Origin of the sequence: Burkholderia sp. AU15512, from assembly GCF_002223325.1 — a bacterium.
Taxonomy (GTDB): domain Bacteria; phylum Pseudomonadota; class Gammaproteobacteria; order Burkholderiales; family Burkholderiaceae; genus Burkholderia.
Genome location: NZ_NKEX01000006.1, coordinates 1,105,769 through 1,121,349, shown reverse-complemented (window position 1 = coordinate 1,121,349; position 15,581 = coordinate 1,105,769). Strand labels below are relative to the sequence as shown.

Here is a 15,581-nt window from a genome sequence, read left to right as displayed (position 1 = left end):
GTCACATCCGCCGTTTCCGAGTCAGACGAGGCGGTCAATCCTGTTCAGGAAGGGGCCGGCGAGGCCCGACAGAATCGAGCGTCACCCGCACCACCCACCGGAGGGCACCATGGCGATTCACGAAGTCTTCCCCTATTTGCGCGCCAGGCGCGCGGACGACGCCATCGCGTTCTATGCGAAGGCATTCGGCGCGCAGGAGAAATTTCGTCTCGTCGAGCCGTCGGGACGCATCGGCCACGCGGAATTGCAGCTCGGGCCGTGCACGCTGATGATCTCGGACGAGTTCCCCGAATACGATATCTTCGCGCTCGACCCGGATGGCAAGGCGCCGATGTCGCTTCACCTGCATGTCGACGATGCCGACGCGACGATCGCCGCCGCGATCGCGGCCGGCGCGCAGCTGACACGCGCGATCCAGGACCAGTTCTACGGCGAGCGTTCGGGCAAGATTCGTGATCCGTTCGGCTACGATTGGCTGATCGGGCATACGTTCGAAGCGGTCGAACCCGATGAAATGCAGCGGCGTTACACCGCGCTGCTGTCCGGCGACCCGCCGAAAACCTGAACGGCGCACCGCGCGCGCCGGTCGATCACCCCGACATTCGCGATGCACTATCACCCCGACGACATCCACCGGCTCTACCGAAGCGTGCCGACGCTGTTGCTGAATCGTCCCGCGCCGGCCGAACGGTTTCTCGCCGCTGCCGTCGAGACCGGCGCCGAACTCGGGCACGTGCTGCGCGACTACCCGCAGGTCCGCTGCCAGCCGCTCGACTTCCACTACCTGTGCCAGCAAAGCCTGTCCGTGCTGGACGACGCGCTGCTGGCCGACCTCACGCGCGACGAGGAACATGGATGGCGCGGCGCGCAATGGGCCGCGCTGTTGATCGCGTTGTCGGGCGACGCACGCCATCTGCCGCACCTCGATGCAGTCAGGCGCCATCGCGGCGTCGAGTGGACGGCCGGGCTTGCCGACGCCGCCGTCCACCCGCAGGCCGCGTCCCACGGTTTTCGCTGCTGCCGGCTGATCGTCGACCTCCGGACGCAGCTCGCATCACTGTCGCGCGTCGCCGTGCGCCTGCGAAAGTCACCCCCGCCGGAGGTCATCGCGGCCACGACGGCAGCCGTTCGGGCTGCATATCGCCGCGGCGATGTCGCGACGGCGTTGGCGATCGCCCGAGCGTAGACACGTAGCGACCGTCCGCCCGTTTTCATCACCTACCTCTTACTCGACGTTGTCCGACACATCCGTCATGCGGATCATGTGCGGCCTCACGCCGTCGTCGATGGCCACCGCCTCCTTCGGATGGATCAGCGCCTCGAGCCGCGCCTTCGTCGCGATGAATTCGGGCGTATTGACCTGCGCACCGTCGCGCGGCCTTGGCACGGGCACCTCGATCAGCTCCTGCACCGCCCCCGGGTTCGCCTTCAGCACGAGAATCCGGTCCGCCAGGAAGATCGCCTCGTCGAGGTCGTGCGTGATGAACAGGATCGTCACGTCGATGTTGCGCCAGATGTCGAGCAGGTGCGTCTGCATTCGCGCCCGCGTCTGCGCGTCGAGCGCGCCGAACGGCTCGTCCATCAGCAGGATGCGCGGACGGTTCGCGAGCGCGCGGGCAATCGCCACGCGCTGCTTCATCCCGCCCGACAACTGGTGCGGATAGACATCCGCGAAACGCGTCAGCCCGACCAGATCGAGCCACTGCAGCGCTTCGCGCTCGGCCTGGCCGCTGCTGCTTCCGTTCATCCGGAGTCCGAACATCACGTTCTTCTTCACGGTGAGCCACGGAAACAGCGTATAGCCCTGGAACACCATCCCGCGATCGGCGCCCGGCCCCTGCACGGGCTTGCCGTCGAGCAGCACCTCGCCGCTCGTCTGCGCGTCGAGCCCGGCCAGGATGCGGATCAGCGTCGACTTGCCGCAGCCGGACGGGCCGATCACGCACACGAATTCGCGCCGGTAGGTACGGAAACTGATGTCGTCGAGTGCGGTGCACTCGCCCTGCGGTGTCGCGAAACGCTTGCCGACATGACGCACGTCGAGTATCACGTCGCGGGTTTTCAGGCGCGCGAAGCGCTCGCGCACCGCGTCGGACTGCATCAGGTAATCGGGAACGGCTTGCGGGTTCTGCATGATGGTCTCCGCGGAAATCGGTCGATGGGTGGGCGTCAACGGGCGTCACGCGTTCAGCGTGCGATCCCACGGAAACAGCCGGCGGCCGAGCAGGCCAAGCACGATGTCGGTGCCGAGGCCGATGATCCCGATCATCAGGATCGCCGCATACACGTTGTCGAAATGCTGGTAGCGCGCCTGCTGGCTGATGTACCAGGTGATGCCCGAGCTCGTGCCGACGAGTTCGGCGACGATCAGGTAGGTCCAGGCCCAGCCGAGCAGGATGCGCTGGTCGCGATACAGGTCCGGCAGCACGCCGGGGATCACGACGTGCGTGAGCAGCTTCAGCTTCTTCGTGCCGAGTGTCATCGCGGCCTCGAACAGCCCGTATTCGAGCTTGCGCGTCGTGTTCGCGATGATCAGCACCTGCTGGAACAGCGTCCCGATCACGATGATCGCGACCTTCGGCGCATCGTAGATGCCGAGGATCGCGACCATCAGCGCGCCGAACGCCGGTGCGGGCAGGTAGCGGAAGAACTCCAGGAACGGCTCCTGCAGCCGCGCGAGCACGCTGAAGGTGCCGCAGACGATGCCGAGCGGCACGCCGATCGCGGATGAAATCACGAAGCCCCAGAAGATGATCCGGATGCTGTGCCACAGGCTCTCGTGCAGCCAGACGCCGTCGCGGGATGCCGGCGGGGTCGTGAACGCCGTGTAGAACGCGCGCAGCACCTGGTGCGGCGCGGGCAGGTACACCGGGTTCGCGCGCACGCCTTCGGGCACGGCCGCGTGGGTCGCTCGCGCATGGGCGAGTTCGTCGTCGAACACGTCGCGATCGATCTGCATGCCGGTCTGGAAGTAGTCGACGCTGCCCGGATTCGTGACGCGCATTTGCGGATGCCAGATGAACGGCACATAACTGATCAGGCACCAGACGGCGAACGGCAGCAGGAAGGACGCCACGCCGAGCGTCCATTTTCCGCGGGTCGTCAGCTCGCGGCGCACGGCAAGCCATCCGGTCGTGTTGCGGGTCGTTGGCATGAAAATCTCCGTATCGTTTCAGATGCCGGTCGCGCGCATGCCGGGGCACCGCGCGACCGGACGTTCATTGCAATGCGCCTGCGCCGGTCGCGGCGCTCGCACGGTAGGCACGCCAGCCGCCGAAGTGCGTGATGTCCTGCGCGCCGGCCAGCGCCGCGCTTTCGCACAGGAAACCCTGCACCCGAGAGCCGTCCGCGAGCGTCAGCGTGCCGATGCCAAGCGGGCCGGCAATGCCGGCGACGAAGCTGCCGTACGCGTCGACCGGCATCTCCCAGAGCTCGACCGCGATCGACGCGCCGCCGTCCGGCACACGCACGAGGCCCGGCTTGGCGACGCCGCCGGATGCGGCCGCGGACAGCGCGTAGAGACGATAGGCGGGCGCTGTCGTCGTCGCGGCGACGAAACGTCCGCCACGCTGGGTGAGCTGCCAGTTGAGCGCCTCACCGCTCAGATGCGCGCCGACGACAGCCACGCGCACGACGCCAGATGACGCGCCGGGCACCGATGCCGCCGTTGCGAACGCGTCGCCGGCGACGTCCGTCTGCAGGCCGCCACCCTCACCGCTGCCACGTTCCTCCGCGTCACCCCACGCCTGTGCAAGATCGAGCAGTTGCGCGTCGTCGTGCGCGCGCCCGACGAACGTGATGCCGAACGGCAGCCCGGCATGCGGCCCGGTTTCGCAAAGGCCGGCGGGCACCGCGATCGCCGCCAGGTCGAGCAGGTTGACGAAGTTCGTGTAATAACCAAAACGCGAATTGACGCCGATCGGGTCGGCTTCGAGTGCGTCGATGGTCGCTGTCGTCGCCGAAGTGGGCATGACGATCGCGTCCAGTCCGTCCCAGGCGCGACCGGCGTCGACGCGCAATGTCGCGAGCGTGTCGAACGCGGCGAACGCATCGGCCGCGCTGAAGCGCGCCGCGCCGCCGACGATTTCGCGGATCACCGGATGAAGCGCGTCCGGTTCCCGCGCGGCGAAGGCGCCGATCGCGGCAAGCCGTTCGGCGACCCACGGGCCTTCGTAAAGCAGCCGCGCGGCGGCCAGGAACGCGCTGAAATCGATCTCGACGATCCGCGCCCCGGTCGCGCGCAGGCGCTCGAGCGCGGCACGCCACGCCGCGCCATACGATTGGTCACCGAAGAATTGCAGCTGGTCGGCGCGCGGCGTGCCGAAGCGCAATTGCCCGAACGGTCGCGCCGGTTGCGCGCGTAGCCCGTCCGCACCCAGCAGTGGCTGCCATGCGCGCCCGTACGGATCGCCGTCGGTCACGCCGTGCGCGGCGGCGAACACCGTGCGCGCGTCGGCCGCCGACTGCGCGAACACCGACACGCAATCGAGCGACCGGCAGGCCGGCACGACGCCGAGCGTGCTCAACACGCCCTTGGTCGGCTTGAGCCCGACGAGCCCGTGGAACGCGGCCGGCACGCGCCCGGAGCCGGCCGTGTCGGTACCCAGCGAGAACGACGCGACGCCGAGCGCCACGGCCACCGCCGACCCGGCGCTCGAGCCGCCCGATGCATAGCGCGGATCGAGCGCATTGCGGCACGCGCCATAAGGCGAGCGCTGGCCCGACAACCCGGTCGCGAACTGGTCCAGGTTGGTCTTGCCGATCGGGATCGCGCCGGCCGCGATCAGCCGCTCGACGACGGGCGCGCTGCGCGCCGGCGTGTACGCGTAGGCCGGGCAGGCTGCCGTCGTCGGGATGCCGGCGAGGTCGATGTTGTCCTTGATCGCGAACGGCACGCCGTACAGCGGCAATGACGCGAGGTCGCGCCCGGCCAGCGCGTCGGCGTAAGCCGTCATCTCGCCATGCGTCAGCGGCCGGATCCACGCATGATGCGAATCGCCCGCGGCGAAATGCGCGGCGATCGCGTCGACGAGCGCGTGCGGCGTCAGGTCGCCCGCCGCATAGCGCGCACGCAGCGCGGCGATCGAGCGGACGCCGGGCAAAATCGAACGTTCCGTCGTGCTCATGCGACCTCCTCGGCGGCGCCCGCCTTCATCACCATCAGCCGCTGGCCGGCCACCACCGCCGCGCCCGGCGCGCAATCGATCGTCTCGATCGTGCCGTCTTCCGTTGCCGTCACCGCGACCTCCATCTTCATCGACTCGACGATCGCGACGACCTGCCCTTCGGTCACGCGTTCACCGGCTTCGACCAGCACCTTCCACACGCTGCCCGATACGTCCGCGGCAATCGCGCGCTGCGTGTCGGCGAGTGCGCCGGCTTCCCGCGCGGCATCCGCGTCACCCTGCGCCGCGTCGCCGACGTATTCGGCATGGCCGGCCACCCGCCACCGTTCGCGCTCCGCTTCGAACGCCGTTTGCTGCGCTGCCTTGAACGCGGCGATCGAATCGGCCTCGTCGCGCAGGAAACGGTTGTATGCGCCGAGATCGAACACCGATTCCTCGATCTTCAGCCCGGCGCGCCCCGCGACGAAATCCGCGCGCAGTTCCGCCAGCTCCGCCTCGCCGACTTCGTAGAAGCGGATCTCGTCGAAGAAGCGCAGCAGCCACGGCTTGCCGGCTTCGAACTCGCGGGTGGTACGGTGGCGGTTCCACATCTGGACGGTGCGGCCGACGAACTGGTACCCGCCCGGCCCCTCCATCCCGTACACGCACAGGTACGCGCCGCCGATGCCGACCGCGTTCTCCGGCGTCCAGGTGCGCGCGGGGTTGTATTTCGTGGTGACGAGCCGGTGACGCGGATCGAGCGGCGTCGCGACCGGCGCACCGAGGTACACGTCGCCAAGGCCCATCACGAGATAACGCGCGTCGAACACGATGCGCTTCACGTCGTCGATGCCGGCCAGGCCGTTGATCCTCCGGATGAACTCGATATTGCTCGGGCACCACGGCGCATCGGGCCGTACCGACTGCATGTAGCGCTCGATCGCGACCCGCGTCGACGGGTCGTCCCACGACAGCGGCAGATGCACGATGCGGTTCGGCACGCGCATGTCGGCGACTTCCGGCAGTTCGCGCTCGGCCGCCTGCAGATGCGCGAGCAGCGTGTCGAGCGGCAAGGTCCGCGCGTCGAACTGCACCTGCAGCGACCGGATGCCCGGCGTCAGGTCGAGCATGCCGGGCAGCCGGTGCGCGTCGAGCCAGCACATCAGCGCATGCACGCGAAAACGCAGGTTCAGGTCGAGCACGAGCGGCCCGTATTCCACCAGCACGTTGCGGTCGCCCGAGCGCCGGTAGACGACGCCGAGGCCGCCGCCGGCCGACGGGTCGCGATGCAGCACGCAGTCGTCCGGCGTGCCGGTGGATGCCGGACGCACAACCGCCATGTCGGCGGAGCGCTTGGTCGACACTCGGGCGCGCACGAACTGCACGGTATCGCCCGGCCGCAGTTGCCCGAGCTTCCACAACTCGTCATGCACGACCGTCACCGGACACACGAAGCCGCCGAGGCTCGGGCCGTCCGGGCCCAGGATCACCGGCATGTCGCCGGTGAAATCGACCGCGCCGATCGCGTACGCGTTGTCGTGGATGTTCGACGGATGCAGGCCGGCCTCGCCGCCGTCCGCGCGTGCCCACTGCGGCTTCGGGCCGATCAGCCGGATGCCGGTGCGGCTCGAGTTGTAGTGAACCGTCCACTGCGTGCCGTACAGCATCGCGATGTCGTCCGGCGTGAAGAAATCCGGCGCACCGTGCGGACCGTCGAGCACGCCGAGCGTCCACGCGTGCGTCAGCGCGGGGATGTCCGCCGCGGCCAGCGTGGCGCCCGCGTCGCCGCGCCCGGCTGCCGCATCCAGATGCAGCACGTCGCCCTTGCGCAGCGCCCGCCCCGCATGGCCGCCGAACTGGCCGAGCGTGAAAGTCGCCTTGCTGCCGAGATAGTCGGGCACCTGCAGCCCGCCTTTCACGGCCAGGCATGCGCGCACGCCGGCGCCCGTCACGCCGCCCAGCTTCAGCACCGCGCCGGGCCGCGCACGCAGCACCTGCCAGAACGGAGCGGGCTCGCCATCGAGCGATGCCGCGAGCGGCGCACCGCCGAGCACGAAGAGCGTCTCGGCGTTGAAGCGCAGCGTCGCGCCGACCATCGTGAATTCCAGCCCGGCCGCGTCGAGCGCGTTGTCGAGCAACGCGTTCGCGAGCGCGAACGCGCGATCGTCCATCGGCCCGGACGGCGGCACGCCGACGTTCCAGTAGCCGACACGCCCGGGCGCCTGCTGCACGGTGGTCTGCACGCCGCCGTCGAGCACGTCGATCGTGTGCGGCGCGAACGCGAAGCGCGACAGGAAGGCGGTCGTCGACGCGCCGCGCGCGAAGGTATCCGAACCGGCAATCGCGCGCAGATAGTCAAGGTTGGTTTCGATGCCGTACAGTTCCGTGCGCGCCAGTGCGCGCTGCAGCGCGGCCAGCGCGTCGCGGCGCGTCTCGCCATGCACGATCAGCTTCGCGAGCAGCGGATCGTAATACGCGCTGATCTCGGTGCCCGCCTCGATCCAGCCGTCGACGCGCACGTCGTCCGGAAACGCGACGTGCGTCAGCAGCCCCGCGCTCGGCAGGAACTGCTTGTGCGGATCCTCCGCATAGAGCCGCACCTGGATGCTCGCGCCGCGCGGTGCAACGGCGAGCGTGTCGAGCGGCGGCAGGTCGCCCTCCGCCTGCAGGATCATCCATTCCACGAGATCGATGCCCGTCACTGCCTCGGTCACGCAATGCTCGACCTGCAGCCGCGTGTTCACCTCGAGGAAATAGAACTGGCGCGCAGTCGCGTCGAACACGAATTCGACCGTGCCGGCCGACGCATAGCCCACCGCACGGGCCAGCCGCACCGCGCTCGCGTGCAACGCGGCACGCTCTTCAGCGGTCAGGCCCGGTGCAGGCGTTTCCTCGATCACTTTCTGGTTGCGGCGCTGCACCGAGCAATCGCGCTCGCCGAGCGCGATCGCATCGCCACGGCCGTCGCCGAAGATCTGCACTTCGATGTGCCGCGCGTGCTCGACGAACTTCTCGAGATACACGCCCGCATGCGCGAAGTTCGCGGCGCCGAGCCGCACGACGGAATCGAACGCCGCTTCGAGCTGCGCGGCGTCGCGGCACAGGGACATGCCGATCCCGCCGCCGCCCGCGGTGCTTTTCAGCATCACCGGATAGCCGATCGCATCCGCTGCCGCGAGCGCCGTCCGCGCATCGTCGAGCAGGCCCGTGCCCGGCAGCAGCGCGACGCCCTGTGCGGCGGCGAGTTCGCGCGCGGTGTGCTTGAGCCCGAACGCGCGCATCTGGTCGCCGCGCGGCCCGATGAAGCGCAGGCCCGCGGCTTCGCATGCGTCGGCGAAACCGGCGTGCTCGGACAGGAAGCCGTAGCCGGGATGCACGGCTTGCGCGCCCGTCTCGCGCGCGGCGGCGAGAATCGCCGCGACGTTCAGGTAGCTGTCCGCCGCAGGCGCGGGGCCGACCCGCACGGCTTCGTCGGCGAGCGCCACATGGCGCGCATCACGGTCGGCGTCGGAGTAGATCGCGACCGACGCGATTCCGAGCCGCTTCAGCGTACGGATCACGCGGCACGCGATTTCGCCGCGGTTCGCGACGAGGACTTTCGTGAATCTCATGTTGCCTCCCGCCGGGCCGCCCCAAGGGGCGTAGCGGGGAATTCGCGGAGCATCGCTCCGCGCCCGCGCAGCCGGCCGGCTTTGCAAAGCCGGCCGTGGACGGCAACCGCCCCCTTGGGGGGCAGCGAACGATAGTGAGCGTGGGGGTCGTTCATTTCGCCTCCCAGATCGTGAGGCGCACCGGCGTCGGGTTGTACCCGTTGCACGGATTGTTGAGCTGCGGGCAGTTCGAGATCAGCACCGTGACGTCCATCTCCGCGCGCATCTCCACATACTTGCCCGGTGCGGAAATGCCGTCCTCGAAGGTCAGCCCGCCGAGCGGCGTGACGGGCACGTTCATGAAGAAGTTGACGTTGCCGACCAGGTCGCGCTTGGTGAGCCGCGCGCCCGCGCCGCACGTGCAGTGCGTGATCGCGTTGAGGAAGCTGTCGCGGCAGTTGTGCATGTGCCGCTTGTCGAGCGCATAGCGCACGGTGTTGCTCTCGGCCGCGCACGCGCCGCCGAGCGTGTCGTGACGGCCGCAGGTATCGGCGACGATCGTCACCATCGGGTTGCCCCGGCTCGACAGCAGCACGCTGCCCGCGCTCAGGTACAGGTTGCGCTGGGCGCGGATGGTGTCCTGCGCGCTGTAGCGCTCCTCGGGGTCGTCGGACCGGTAGAACAGCGTGTCGACGGCCTGGTTGCCTTCCAGGTCGAGGATGCGGAAGACCTGCCCGCGCTTCAGGTCGTGCAGCCACGGTTCGCCCGCGTTCAATGTGGTGTCGTGAATGGCATCGCGCGGGTCGAGACGGCTTTCGATGATCGGCATGGCTCGGCGCTCCTTACGCAAACAGGCGATCGGTGTTGGCGAAGCCGCGCACGTTCTCGGCGCACGCGCGGCGGCACGGGTCGTCCTCCGGCGCGGCACCGTCCGCCGGATACGCGCGGTACGCGATCAGCTTCACCGCCTTCGGCGCGTAGTCCGGGTGCGGGTCGAGCGGATGCGGCGCGGTCGAGAACGCGGCCAGCGTGTTCATCTCGAAGCGCAAATCGAGGGCGCTGCCGGCCGGCGAATGTCCGGCGACGAAATCGAGCGCGCCGTCGTCACGCGTGTCGAGCTTGCTGAAGAAATTGACGTTCGCGACGAGGTCGCGCGCCGACAGCCCGTATTTCGCGAGTTCCAGCACGAGGCTGTCCCGGCCGTTGCGGATCATCGCGTTGCGATCGACCTGGTACGACGACGTGCCGTACTTGTGCGCGAACAGCCGCGCATCGCCGACGCCGCCGAGCGGGTCGTGCCAGCCGAGCGTGTCGGCCGTGATCGACGCGATCACGCGCCCCATGTCGGTGTACAGCGCATGGCCGCGGGTGAGATGCGCGGTGTGCTGCGCCTTCAGCGTGTCGGCCATGTTGTAGCGTTCGAGCGGATCTTCCTGGCGATGAAACACGGCGGAAAGATTCGCACCGCCGTCGACATCGACGACACGCAGCGCGAGACCGCGGCGCAGGATGCCGGACCAGTGGGTTCCGGCGGGAATGAGCGTTTCCCACACGACGTGTGGCGGCGGGGCAAGGACGGCTTGGGGGCGCGGCGACATGGCGGCTCCGTGGTCGGTTGGACAAAAGGCGTGAGAGGGCGACCGAACGACATCGCGACCTCCCGGGCTTTTATCCCTCCGTGGAGCCTCGCCGTTTCCTCGAAACGAGGAGAAGACAAGACCGGATTGCTCTCGGACCAGCCATCGCGCGGCGCGAACGCCGCACGACCGGAACCCTAGCGATCCTGAAGATGATGCAAATTGCTTCGCACCTCTCGGGCACTGACTAAGCGAGTTGCGTGCCAGCGTGTGAGGAATCGCCGCGCCATGCGGCTTTCCGGCATGCGCGCGCTGACGGATACCGCACCGGATGCGGATGGCCGCCCTCGCGGCGGGCGTGCCGCGCACCATGCGAACGCGCGCCCGCACCGGCGCAGTGCGCGCCGCGCCCGCCTGCACGACACGACCGGCGATGGCATGGGCATTGCTCGATGCATGCACCTTCACTCGATACGCGACACCTCATGAACAAGCTCGACCTGCTCCGGCGCGCGCTGAGCGCGCTCTTCTCCGCCCGCTTCATCGAGCTGCAGCGCAGGTCGCGCCGCCCCTGAGCCGCCCCGCCGCGTGCCGTTGGCACGCTTCTCGCTCGGCATGACGCCGAGAGGTGCGGCGGCGTCGCATCTTAGGGGTGCTAGGGTTCCGGTTCATCGAACGTCTGGTCCGAGAGCAGCCCGGCGCGGGTACGTCCGATCGCGAGACCGGACGCGCACGCGCTACACGGCGGGACAAAAGCCCGGGAGATTGGCGATGGCAACGGCCGTCGCGCCTCTCCGTGGCCGCTTCATTCGTTCCGCCTCCGCAGGAACCGGCCACGCGGCCGGACCGCGCACGAGCACGGTCCGTATCGATCCCGATCCCGGTCTCCTGGAGAAAACGATGACCCGCCCCGCCCTGGCGCTCCGCCGCCTGCTGTCCCGCCGTTCCGTCCGTCACGCATTGGGGGCCGCCGCCGCGGCCGCCACGCTCCTCATGACGCCCGCCGCGCACGCGGCAGCGCCGCTCAAGATCGGCTACAGCGACTGGCCCGGCTGGGTCGCGTTCCAGGTCGCACTCGACAAGGGGTGGTTCAAGGAAGCCGGCGTCGACGTCGATTTCGAATGGTTCGATTACTCGGCATCGCTCGACGCGTTTTCGGCAGGCAAGCTCGACGCGGTCGCAGCGACGAACGGCGACGCGCTCGTGACGGGCTCGGCCGGCGCGAAGAACGTGATGATCCTGCTCACCGACTATTCCGCCGGCAACGACATGATCGTCGCCAAGCCGCCGCTGCGCAGCGTCGAGGCGCTGAAGGGCAAGAAGGTCGGCGTCGAACTCGGCCTCGTCGATCACCTGCTGCTCGAAACCGCGCTGCAGAAGCACGGGCTGAAGGACGGCGACGTGACGCTCGTGAACGCGAAAACCAACGAACTGCCGCAGGTGCTCGGCTCGTCGACGGACATCGCCGCGGTGGCCGCCTGGCAGCCGAACGCGGGCGAGGCGTTGAAGCGCGCGCCGGGCGCACGTGCGATCTTCACGTCGGCGGATGCGCCCGGGCTGATCTACGACGCCATTACCGTCGCGCCGGCCAGCCTCGCCGCGCGCCGCGCCGACTGGGCCAAGGTGATCAAGGTCTGGTACCGCTGCGTCGCCTACATCAACGATCCGAAGACGCAGAGCGACGCGGTCCGGATCATGTCCGCCCGCGTCGGGCTTGCGCCGGAGCAATACCTCCCGCTGCTGAAGGGCACGCACCTGCTCGACGAAGGCGCCGCGAAGCGCGCGTTCCGCAAGGGCGACGGGCTCGATTCGATCTACGGCTCGACGCGCAACGCGAATGCGTTCAACGTACGCAACGGCGTATACAAGCAGTCGCAGGACATCGACGCGTATATCGATCCGCGCCTCGTGATGCCGCATTGACGGGCGCGGGGCCGGGCTTCGGGCGCCGGCCCCTCGCGCTCACTCCCGCCAAACCCGGCCGCGTCGAGGCGCGGCCGCGGCCGCCGCCTGACCCTCTCCCCGCCCCCGCTTCGCCGCGATTCCACGCGATTTTGCAGAGGACCTTTCCTGTGCAACGCCTTAATCGAGCGCCGCACGATCTCCAATAATGGCCGCTCGATCCGCCGGCCACCGGGCCGGAAAAACGATAAAAACTCCTATGCATTCCTACAAGATGAACCAGCACGCCAGCACTCGACTCGCGGGGACCGCCATTGCCGCCTGCCTGACCGCCCTCGCGTCGGGCGGGGTATACGCACAGAGCAGCGTGACGCTGTACGGCCTGATCGACACGTCGATCACCTACGCGACCAACCAGCGCACGCACGGCGCCGGCTCGCCGGGCAGCGGCACCGTCGCGATGACGAGCGGCGCACTGAACGCGTCGCGCTGGGGGCTGCGCGGCCGTGAGGATCTGGGCGGCGGGACGGCCGCGGTCTTCACGCTCGAGAACGGCTTTTCGGGCACCACCGGCGCGCTGTCGCAGAAAGGCGTCGACCTGTTCGGCCGCCAGGCATGGATCGGCCTGAGCTCGAAGACGGCCGGCACGCTCACGTTCGGCCGCCAGTACGACCTGATCCTCGATTTCGTGACGCCGCTCGGCGCGTCCGGCCCCGGCTGGGGCGGCAACCTCGCGGTGCATCCGTACGACAACGACGATTCGAACCGCAACCTTCGCATCAACCATGCCGTGAAGTACACGAGCCCGACGTACCGCGGGCTGACGTTCGGCGCGATGTTCGGGTTCTCGAACACGGCCGGCCAGTTCTCCAACAACGCGGCGTGGAGCACGGGGGTGTCGTATGCGAACGGGCCGCTGAAGCTCGGCGCCGGCTACCTGAAGATCAGCCGCGACCGCAATGCGCCGAACCCGAACGGCGCGCTCAGCACGGTCGACGGCTCGGCGACGATCACCGGCGGCAACCAGCAGATCTGGGCCGCGGCCGGCCGCTACGCATTCGGGCCGCATTCGGTCGGCGCCGCGTGGTCGCACTCGACCACCGACGGCGTGACCGGCGTGCTCCAGGGCGGCGGCATCGCGCCGCTGAAGGGTGAATCGCTGGTGTTCGACAACTTCTCGATCGACGGGCGCTACGTCGTCACGCGGGCGTTGAGCCTCTCGGCCGCCTACACGTACACGATGGGCCGCTTCGACACGCGCACCGGCCAGACGCGCCCGAAATGGAATCAGGTCGTGGCGCAAGCCGACTATGCGCTGTCGAAGCGCACCGATGCGTATCTCGAAGGCGTCTACCAGAGCGTGAGCGGCGGCAACGGCAATCCCGCATTCAACGCAACCGTCTGGACGCTGACGCCGTCGGCGAACAGCAACCAGGTCGTCGTCGCCCTGGGGCTGCGGCACAAGTTCTGACGACGCAAGACGGAGCGACGCGGCGCAACGCTGCTGCGCCGACGGACGTATCAGGCAAGCGCTCCAGCACCACCCGATCGTCATGCTCCGAACCGGAATGGCCGCGCCCGTGCGCGGCCTTTTCGCTGCGGCATCGCCCATCACAACGGCAAAAATGCGGCCCGGACTGTCGCATCGGCGCAAAAAAATGCGGAGAAACTGGTCACGCTGTGACATTTTTCCTAATCTGTTTGCAGCGACGCCGAGATTTGGCGTTCCGGTCGCGACACTCTTTCATATGGCGCACCACCGGCTTACGAACGCGCTTCACGCCGTGCGTGCCGGACCTTTCGCGCCATGCCGGCCGGATACGGGCGTGCCCGTCGCACGCCCCACGCGTTCAACGCAGTCAACCGCTGGAGACGAACGATGAGCAAAACGAATCGATTTGCAGTCCTGGCAACCTTCGTGCTGCTGGCCGGTTGCCACAATGCGGCGAAGACGCCCGAGAATGCCGGCACGGAGCCAACACCCTCGAGCGAAGCCGTCGCAACGGTGACGGCCGACGATCTCGACAATCCGAACAGCCCGCTCGCGAAACGCAGCATCTACTTCGATTTCGACCAGTACTCCGTCAAGCCCGAATACCAGTCGCTGCTGCAGGCGCATGCCGACTACCTGCGCAGCCATCCGGCGCGGCACGTGCTGATCCAGGGCAACACCGACGAACGCGGCACGTCCGAATACAACCTCGCGCTCGGCCAACGCCGCTCGCAGGCCGTGATGAGCGGGCTCGAAACGCTCGGCGTGCCGGCCACGCAACTCGAGGCGGTCAGCCTCGGCAAGGAAAAGCCGGTTGCGCTCGGCCACGACGAGGATGCGTGGGCGCAGAATCGCCGCGCCGATCTCGTCTATCGTTGATCACAGGCCGCCGCGACGGCGGCGGCTTCTGCTTAAGGAACGGCATGCCAGCCCACGGGCCGCAGAAGCGGCCGCGCGGTGCCGCCCGCTGCATGCTCGCGAGCAACGACACAGCGCCCGCTGACGCACGGCGTCGCATTCAACGCCGGCGTGCGAGCCGCCGATGCAGCCAGTACGACAGCGCGGCCGACGTCACGATCGCATCGAGCGTGGCGATCGCGTTGATGTCACCGACCTTGTCGGATTTCAGCAGGTAGGCCACGAGTTCGACGAAGCCGATCATCGCGCCTGCCCCGACGATCATCCCCAGCAGCACGAACCAGCGCCGCCGGATTCGCGTGCCGATTGCACCCATGATGCCGCCCGCCACGGCCGCGGGCACGAAATAGCCGAACAGGAACGACGCGAAGAAGATCAGCGGCACCATGCCGGCGCTGACTTTCAGTACCTCCCACGACGGACCGTCGATCAACGACCACGCGATCAGCATCACGGCCGGCCAGACGAGCGATGCGACCAGCGGGCCGCCGATAGCAAACGACACGCAGCCGAGCACGACGGAATGGGACGGACGCGACGGCGGACGTTCTACGGTAGCACTCATGTTTTTGTAGTCGGAACCGGAATGGCGGCTGCCGGAGTGTACCAAGGCGGCAAGATGCATCCGGTCTGCCCCTTCGCGTTCAACGATCCACAAAATGCATGGAATAACCCGCCCGCCCGAAACGTTTCATGTTCCGTCAGCACGCAGACGCGCGGTTCACGCGAACCGGCCTTTCCAGCGTCCCGCGCGCGGCAAGGAGGCGGACATGAAATCGGCAAGGTGGGCCGCGGCGCTGATCGCCGCGTTGGTGCTCGTGCTGTCGGCGGGATGTATGTCGTCGGGTAGCGGCCCTGCGCAGGGACCGGGCATGAGCCGGTATGGCGGTGGCGGCTCGGGAGGCAGCGGAAGCGGTGGCGGAGGTGGCAGCGGCTACTGAAGAACCGCCGAAAAAAATCGAACGACGCGTCGCGCGCGAGCACCGGAAAACCGGCT

Annotated in this window: 12 protein-coding genes and 2 riboswitches; of the genes, 5 read left to right on the top strand and 7 right to left on the bottom strand. The window is 68.4% G+C overall.

What is annotated here, in order from left to right; all coding sequences use genetic code 11:
- Nucleotides 1-109 precede the first annotated feature (109 nt).
- Together CFB43_RS24415 and CFB43_RS24410 are read left to right on the top strand one after the other, a co-directional pair.
- A complete protein-coding gene (locus CFB43_RS24415) occupies nucleotides 110-565 on the top strand; it encodes a VOC family protein (protein WP_089498127.1) in 456 nt (151 codons plus the stop codon).
- A gap of 42 nt (nucleotides 566-607) precedes the next feature.
- Entirely contained in the window at nucleotides 608-1,186 is a 579-nt protein-coding gene (locus CFB43_RS24410) for a hypothetical protein (protein ID WP_089496919.1), read from the top strand.
- A 39-nt stretch (nucleotides 1,187-1,225) separates the two neighbouring features.
- Here the strand turns inward: CFB43_RS24410 and CFB43_RS24405 are convergent, their stop codons facing one another.
- The 6 genes from CFB43_RS24405 to CFB43_RS24380 all read right to left on the bottom strand — a co-directional run bounded on the left by CFB43_RS24405 (nucleotide 1,226) and on the right by CFB43_RS24380 (nucleotide 10,293).
- On the bottom strand, nucleotides 1,226-2,134 hold the full coding sequence (locus tag CFB43_RS24405; protein WP_089496918.1) for an ABC transporter ATP-binding protein: 909 nt from the start codon (nucleotides 2,132-2,134) through the stop codon (nucleotides 1,226-1,228).
- A 45-nt stretch (nucleotides 2,135-2,179) separates the two neighbouring features.
- Entirely contained in the window at nucleotides 2,180-3,154 is a 975-nt protein-coding gene (locus CFB43_RS24400) for an ABC transporter permease (protein ID WP_089458251.1), read from the bottom strand.
- 64 nt (nucleotides 3,155-3,218) lie between these two features.
- Nucleotides 3,219-5,126 carry an allophanate hydrolase gene (gene atzF, locus CFB43_RS24395; RefSeq protein ID WP_089496917.1) on the bottom strand — a complete coding sequence of 636 codons (1,908 nt, stop codon included), beginning with the start codon at nucleotides 5,124-5,126 and terminating at the stop codon, nucleotides 3,219-3,221.
- On the bottom strand, nucleotides 5,123-8,716 hold the full coding sequence (uca, locus tag CFB43_RS24390; protein WP_089496916.1) for an urea carboxylase: 3,594 nt from the start codon (nucleotides 8,714-8,716) through the stop codon (nucleotides 5,123-5,125). Before uca ends, atzF begins: the two co-directional genes overlap by 4 nt.
- A 151-nt stretch (nucleotides 8,717-8,867) precedes the next feature.
- Nucleotides 8,868-9,524, bottom strand: coding sequence for an urea amidolyase associated protein UAAP2 (locus CFB43_RS24385; RefSeq protein ID WP_089496915.1), 657 nt, complete (start codon nucleotides 9,522-9,524; stop codon nucleotides 8,868-8,870).
- Between the two features lie 13 nt (nucleotides 9,525-9,537).
- Nucleotides 9,538-10,293, bottom strand: a complete 756-nt coding sequence (locus tag CFB43_RS24380; RefSeq protein WP_089496914.1) for an urea amidolyase associated protein UAAP1 — start codon at nucleotides 10,291-10,293, stop codon at nucleotides 9,538-9,540.
- Nucleotides 10,294-10,350: 57 nt separating this feature from the next.
- Nucleotides 10,351-10,484: riboswitch (guanidine-I (ykkC/yxkD leader) on the bottom strand.
- Between the two features lie 432 nt (nucleotides 10,485-10,916).
- Nucleotides 10,917-11,038, top strand: a riboswitch (guanidine-I (ykkC/yxkD leader).
- A gap of 134 nt (nucleotides 11,039-11,172) precedes the next feature.
- Here CFB43_RS24380 and CFB43_RS24370 point away from each other — a divergent pair.
- The 3 genes from CFB43_RS24370 (at nucleotide 11,173) to pal (ending at nucleotide 14,545) form a co-directional block, all read left to right on the top strand.
- Complete coding sequence (locus CFB43_RS24370) at nucleotides 11,173-12,195, top strand: ABC transporter substrate-binding protein (protein ID WP_089496912.1); 1,023 nt, start codon at nucleotides 11,173-11,175, stop codon at nucleotides 12,193-12,195.
- A 238-nt stretch (nucleotides 12,196-12,433) separates the two neighbouring features.
- Nucleotides 12,434-13,645: a porin gene (locus CFB43_RS24365; RefSeq protein ID WP_089496911.1), complete on the top strand. Its 1,212-nt coding sequence runs from the start codon at nucleotides 12,434-12,436 to the stop codon at nucleotides 13,643-13,645.
- Between the two features lie 408 nt (nucleotides 13,646-14,053).
- Complete coding sequence (gene pal / locus CFB43_RS24355) at nucleotides 14,054-14,545, top strand: peptidoglycan-associated lipoprotein Pal (RefSeq protein ID WP_089496910.1); 492 nt, start codon at nucleotides 14,054-14,056, stop codon at nucleotides 14,543-14,545.
- A 139-nt stretch (nucleotides 14,546-14,684) separates the two neighbouring features.
- Here the strand turns inward: pal and CFB43_RS24350 are convergent, their stop codons facing one another.
- Complete coding sequence (locus tag CFB43_RS24350; RefSeq protein ID WP_089498126.1) at nucleotides 14,685-15,149, bottom strand: hypothetical protein; 465 nt, start codon at nucleotides 15,147-15,149, stop codon at nucleotides 14,685-14,687.
- Between the last annotated feature and the right edge of the window lie 432 nt (nucleotides 15,150-15,581).

Coding starts and splice junctions, on each gene's coding strand:
- CFB43_RS24400 (WP_089458251.1), bottom strand. CDS start 3,154: ATGCCAACGACCCGCAACACGACCGGATGGCTTGCCGTGCGCCGCGAG.
- CFB43_RS24380 (WP_089496914.1), bottom strand. CDS start 10,293: ATGTCGCCGCGCCCCCAAGCCGTCCTTGCCCCGCCGCCACACGTCGTG.
- CFB43_RS24385 (WP_089496915.1), bottom strand. CDS start 9,524: ATGCCGATCATCGAAAGCCGTCTCGACCCGCGCGATGCCATTCACGAC.
- CFB43_RS24405 (WP_089496918.1), bottom strand. CDS start 2,134: ATGCAGAACCCGCAAGCCGTTCCCGATTACCTGATGCAGTCCGACGCG.
- pal (WP_089496910.1), top strand. CDS start 14,054: ATGAGCAAAACGAATCGATTTGCAGTCCTGGCAACCTTCGTGCTGCTG.
- atzF (WP_089496917.1), bottom strand. CDS start 5,126: ATGAGCACGACGGAACGTTCGATTTTGCCCGGCGTCCGCTCGATCGCC.
- CFB43_RS24410 (WP_089496919.1), top strand. CDS start 608: ATGCACTATCACCCCGACGACATCCACCGGCTCTACCGAAGCGTGCCG.
- CFB43_RS24370 (WP_089496912.1), top strand. CDS start 11,173: ATGACCCGCCCCGCCCTGGCGCTCCGCCGCCTGCTGTCCCGCCGTTCC.
- CFB43_RS24350 (WP_089498126.1), bottom strand. CDS start 15,149: ATGAGTGCTACCGTAGAACGTCCGCCGTCGCGTCCGTCCCATTCCGTC.
- CFB43_RS24415 (WP_089498127.1), top strand. CDS start 110: ATGGCGATTCACGAAGTCTTCCCCTATTTGCGCGCCAGGCGCGCGGAC.
- CFB43_RS24365 (WP_089496911.1), top strand. CDS start 12,434: ATGCATTCCTACAAGATGAACCAGCACGCCAGCACTCGACTCGCGGGG.
- uca (WP_089496916.1), bottom strand. CDS start 8,716: ATGAGATTCACGAAAGTCCTCGTCGCGAACCGCGGCGAAATCGCGTGC.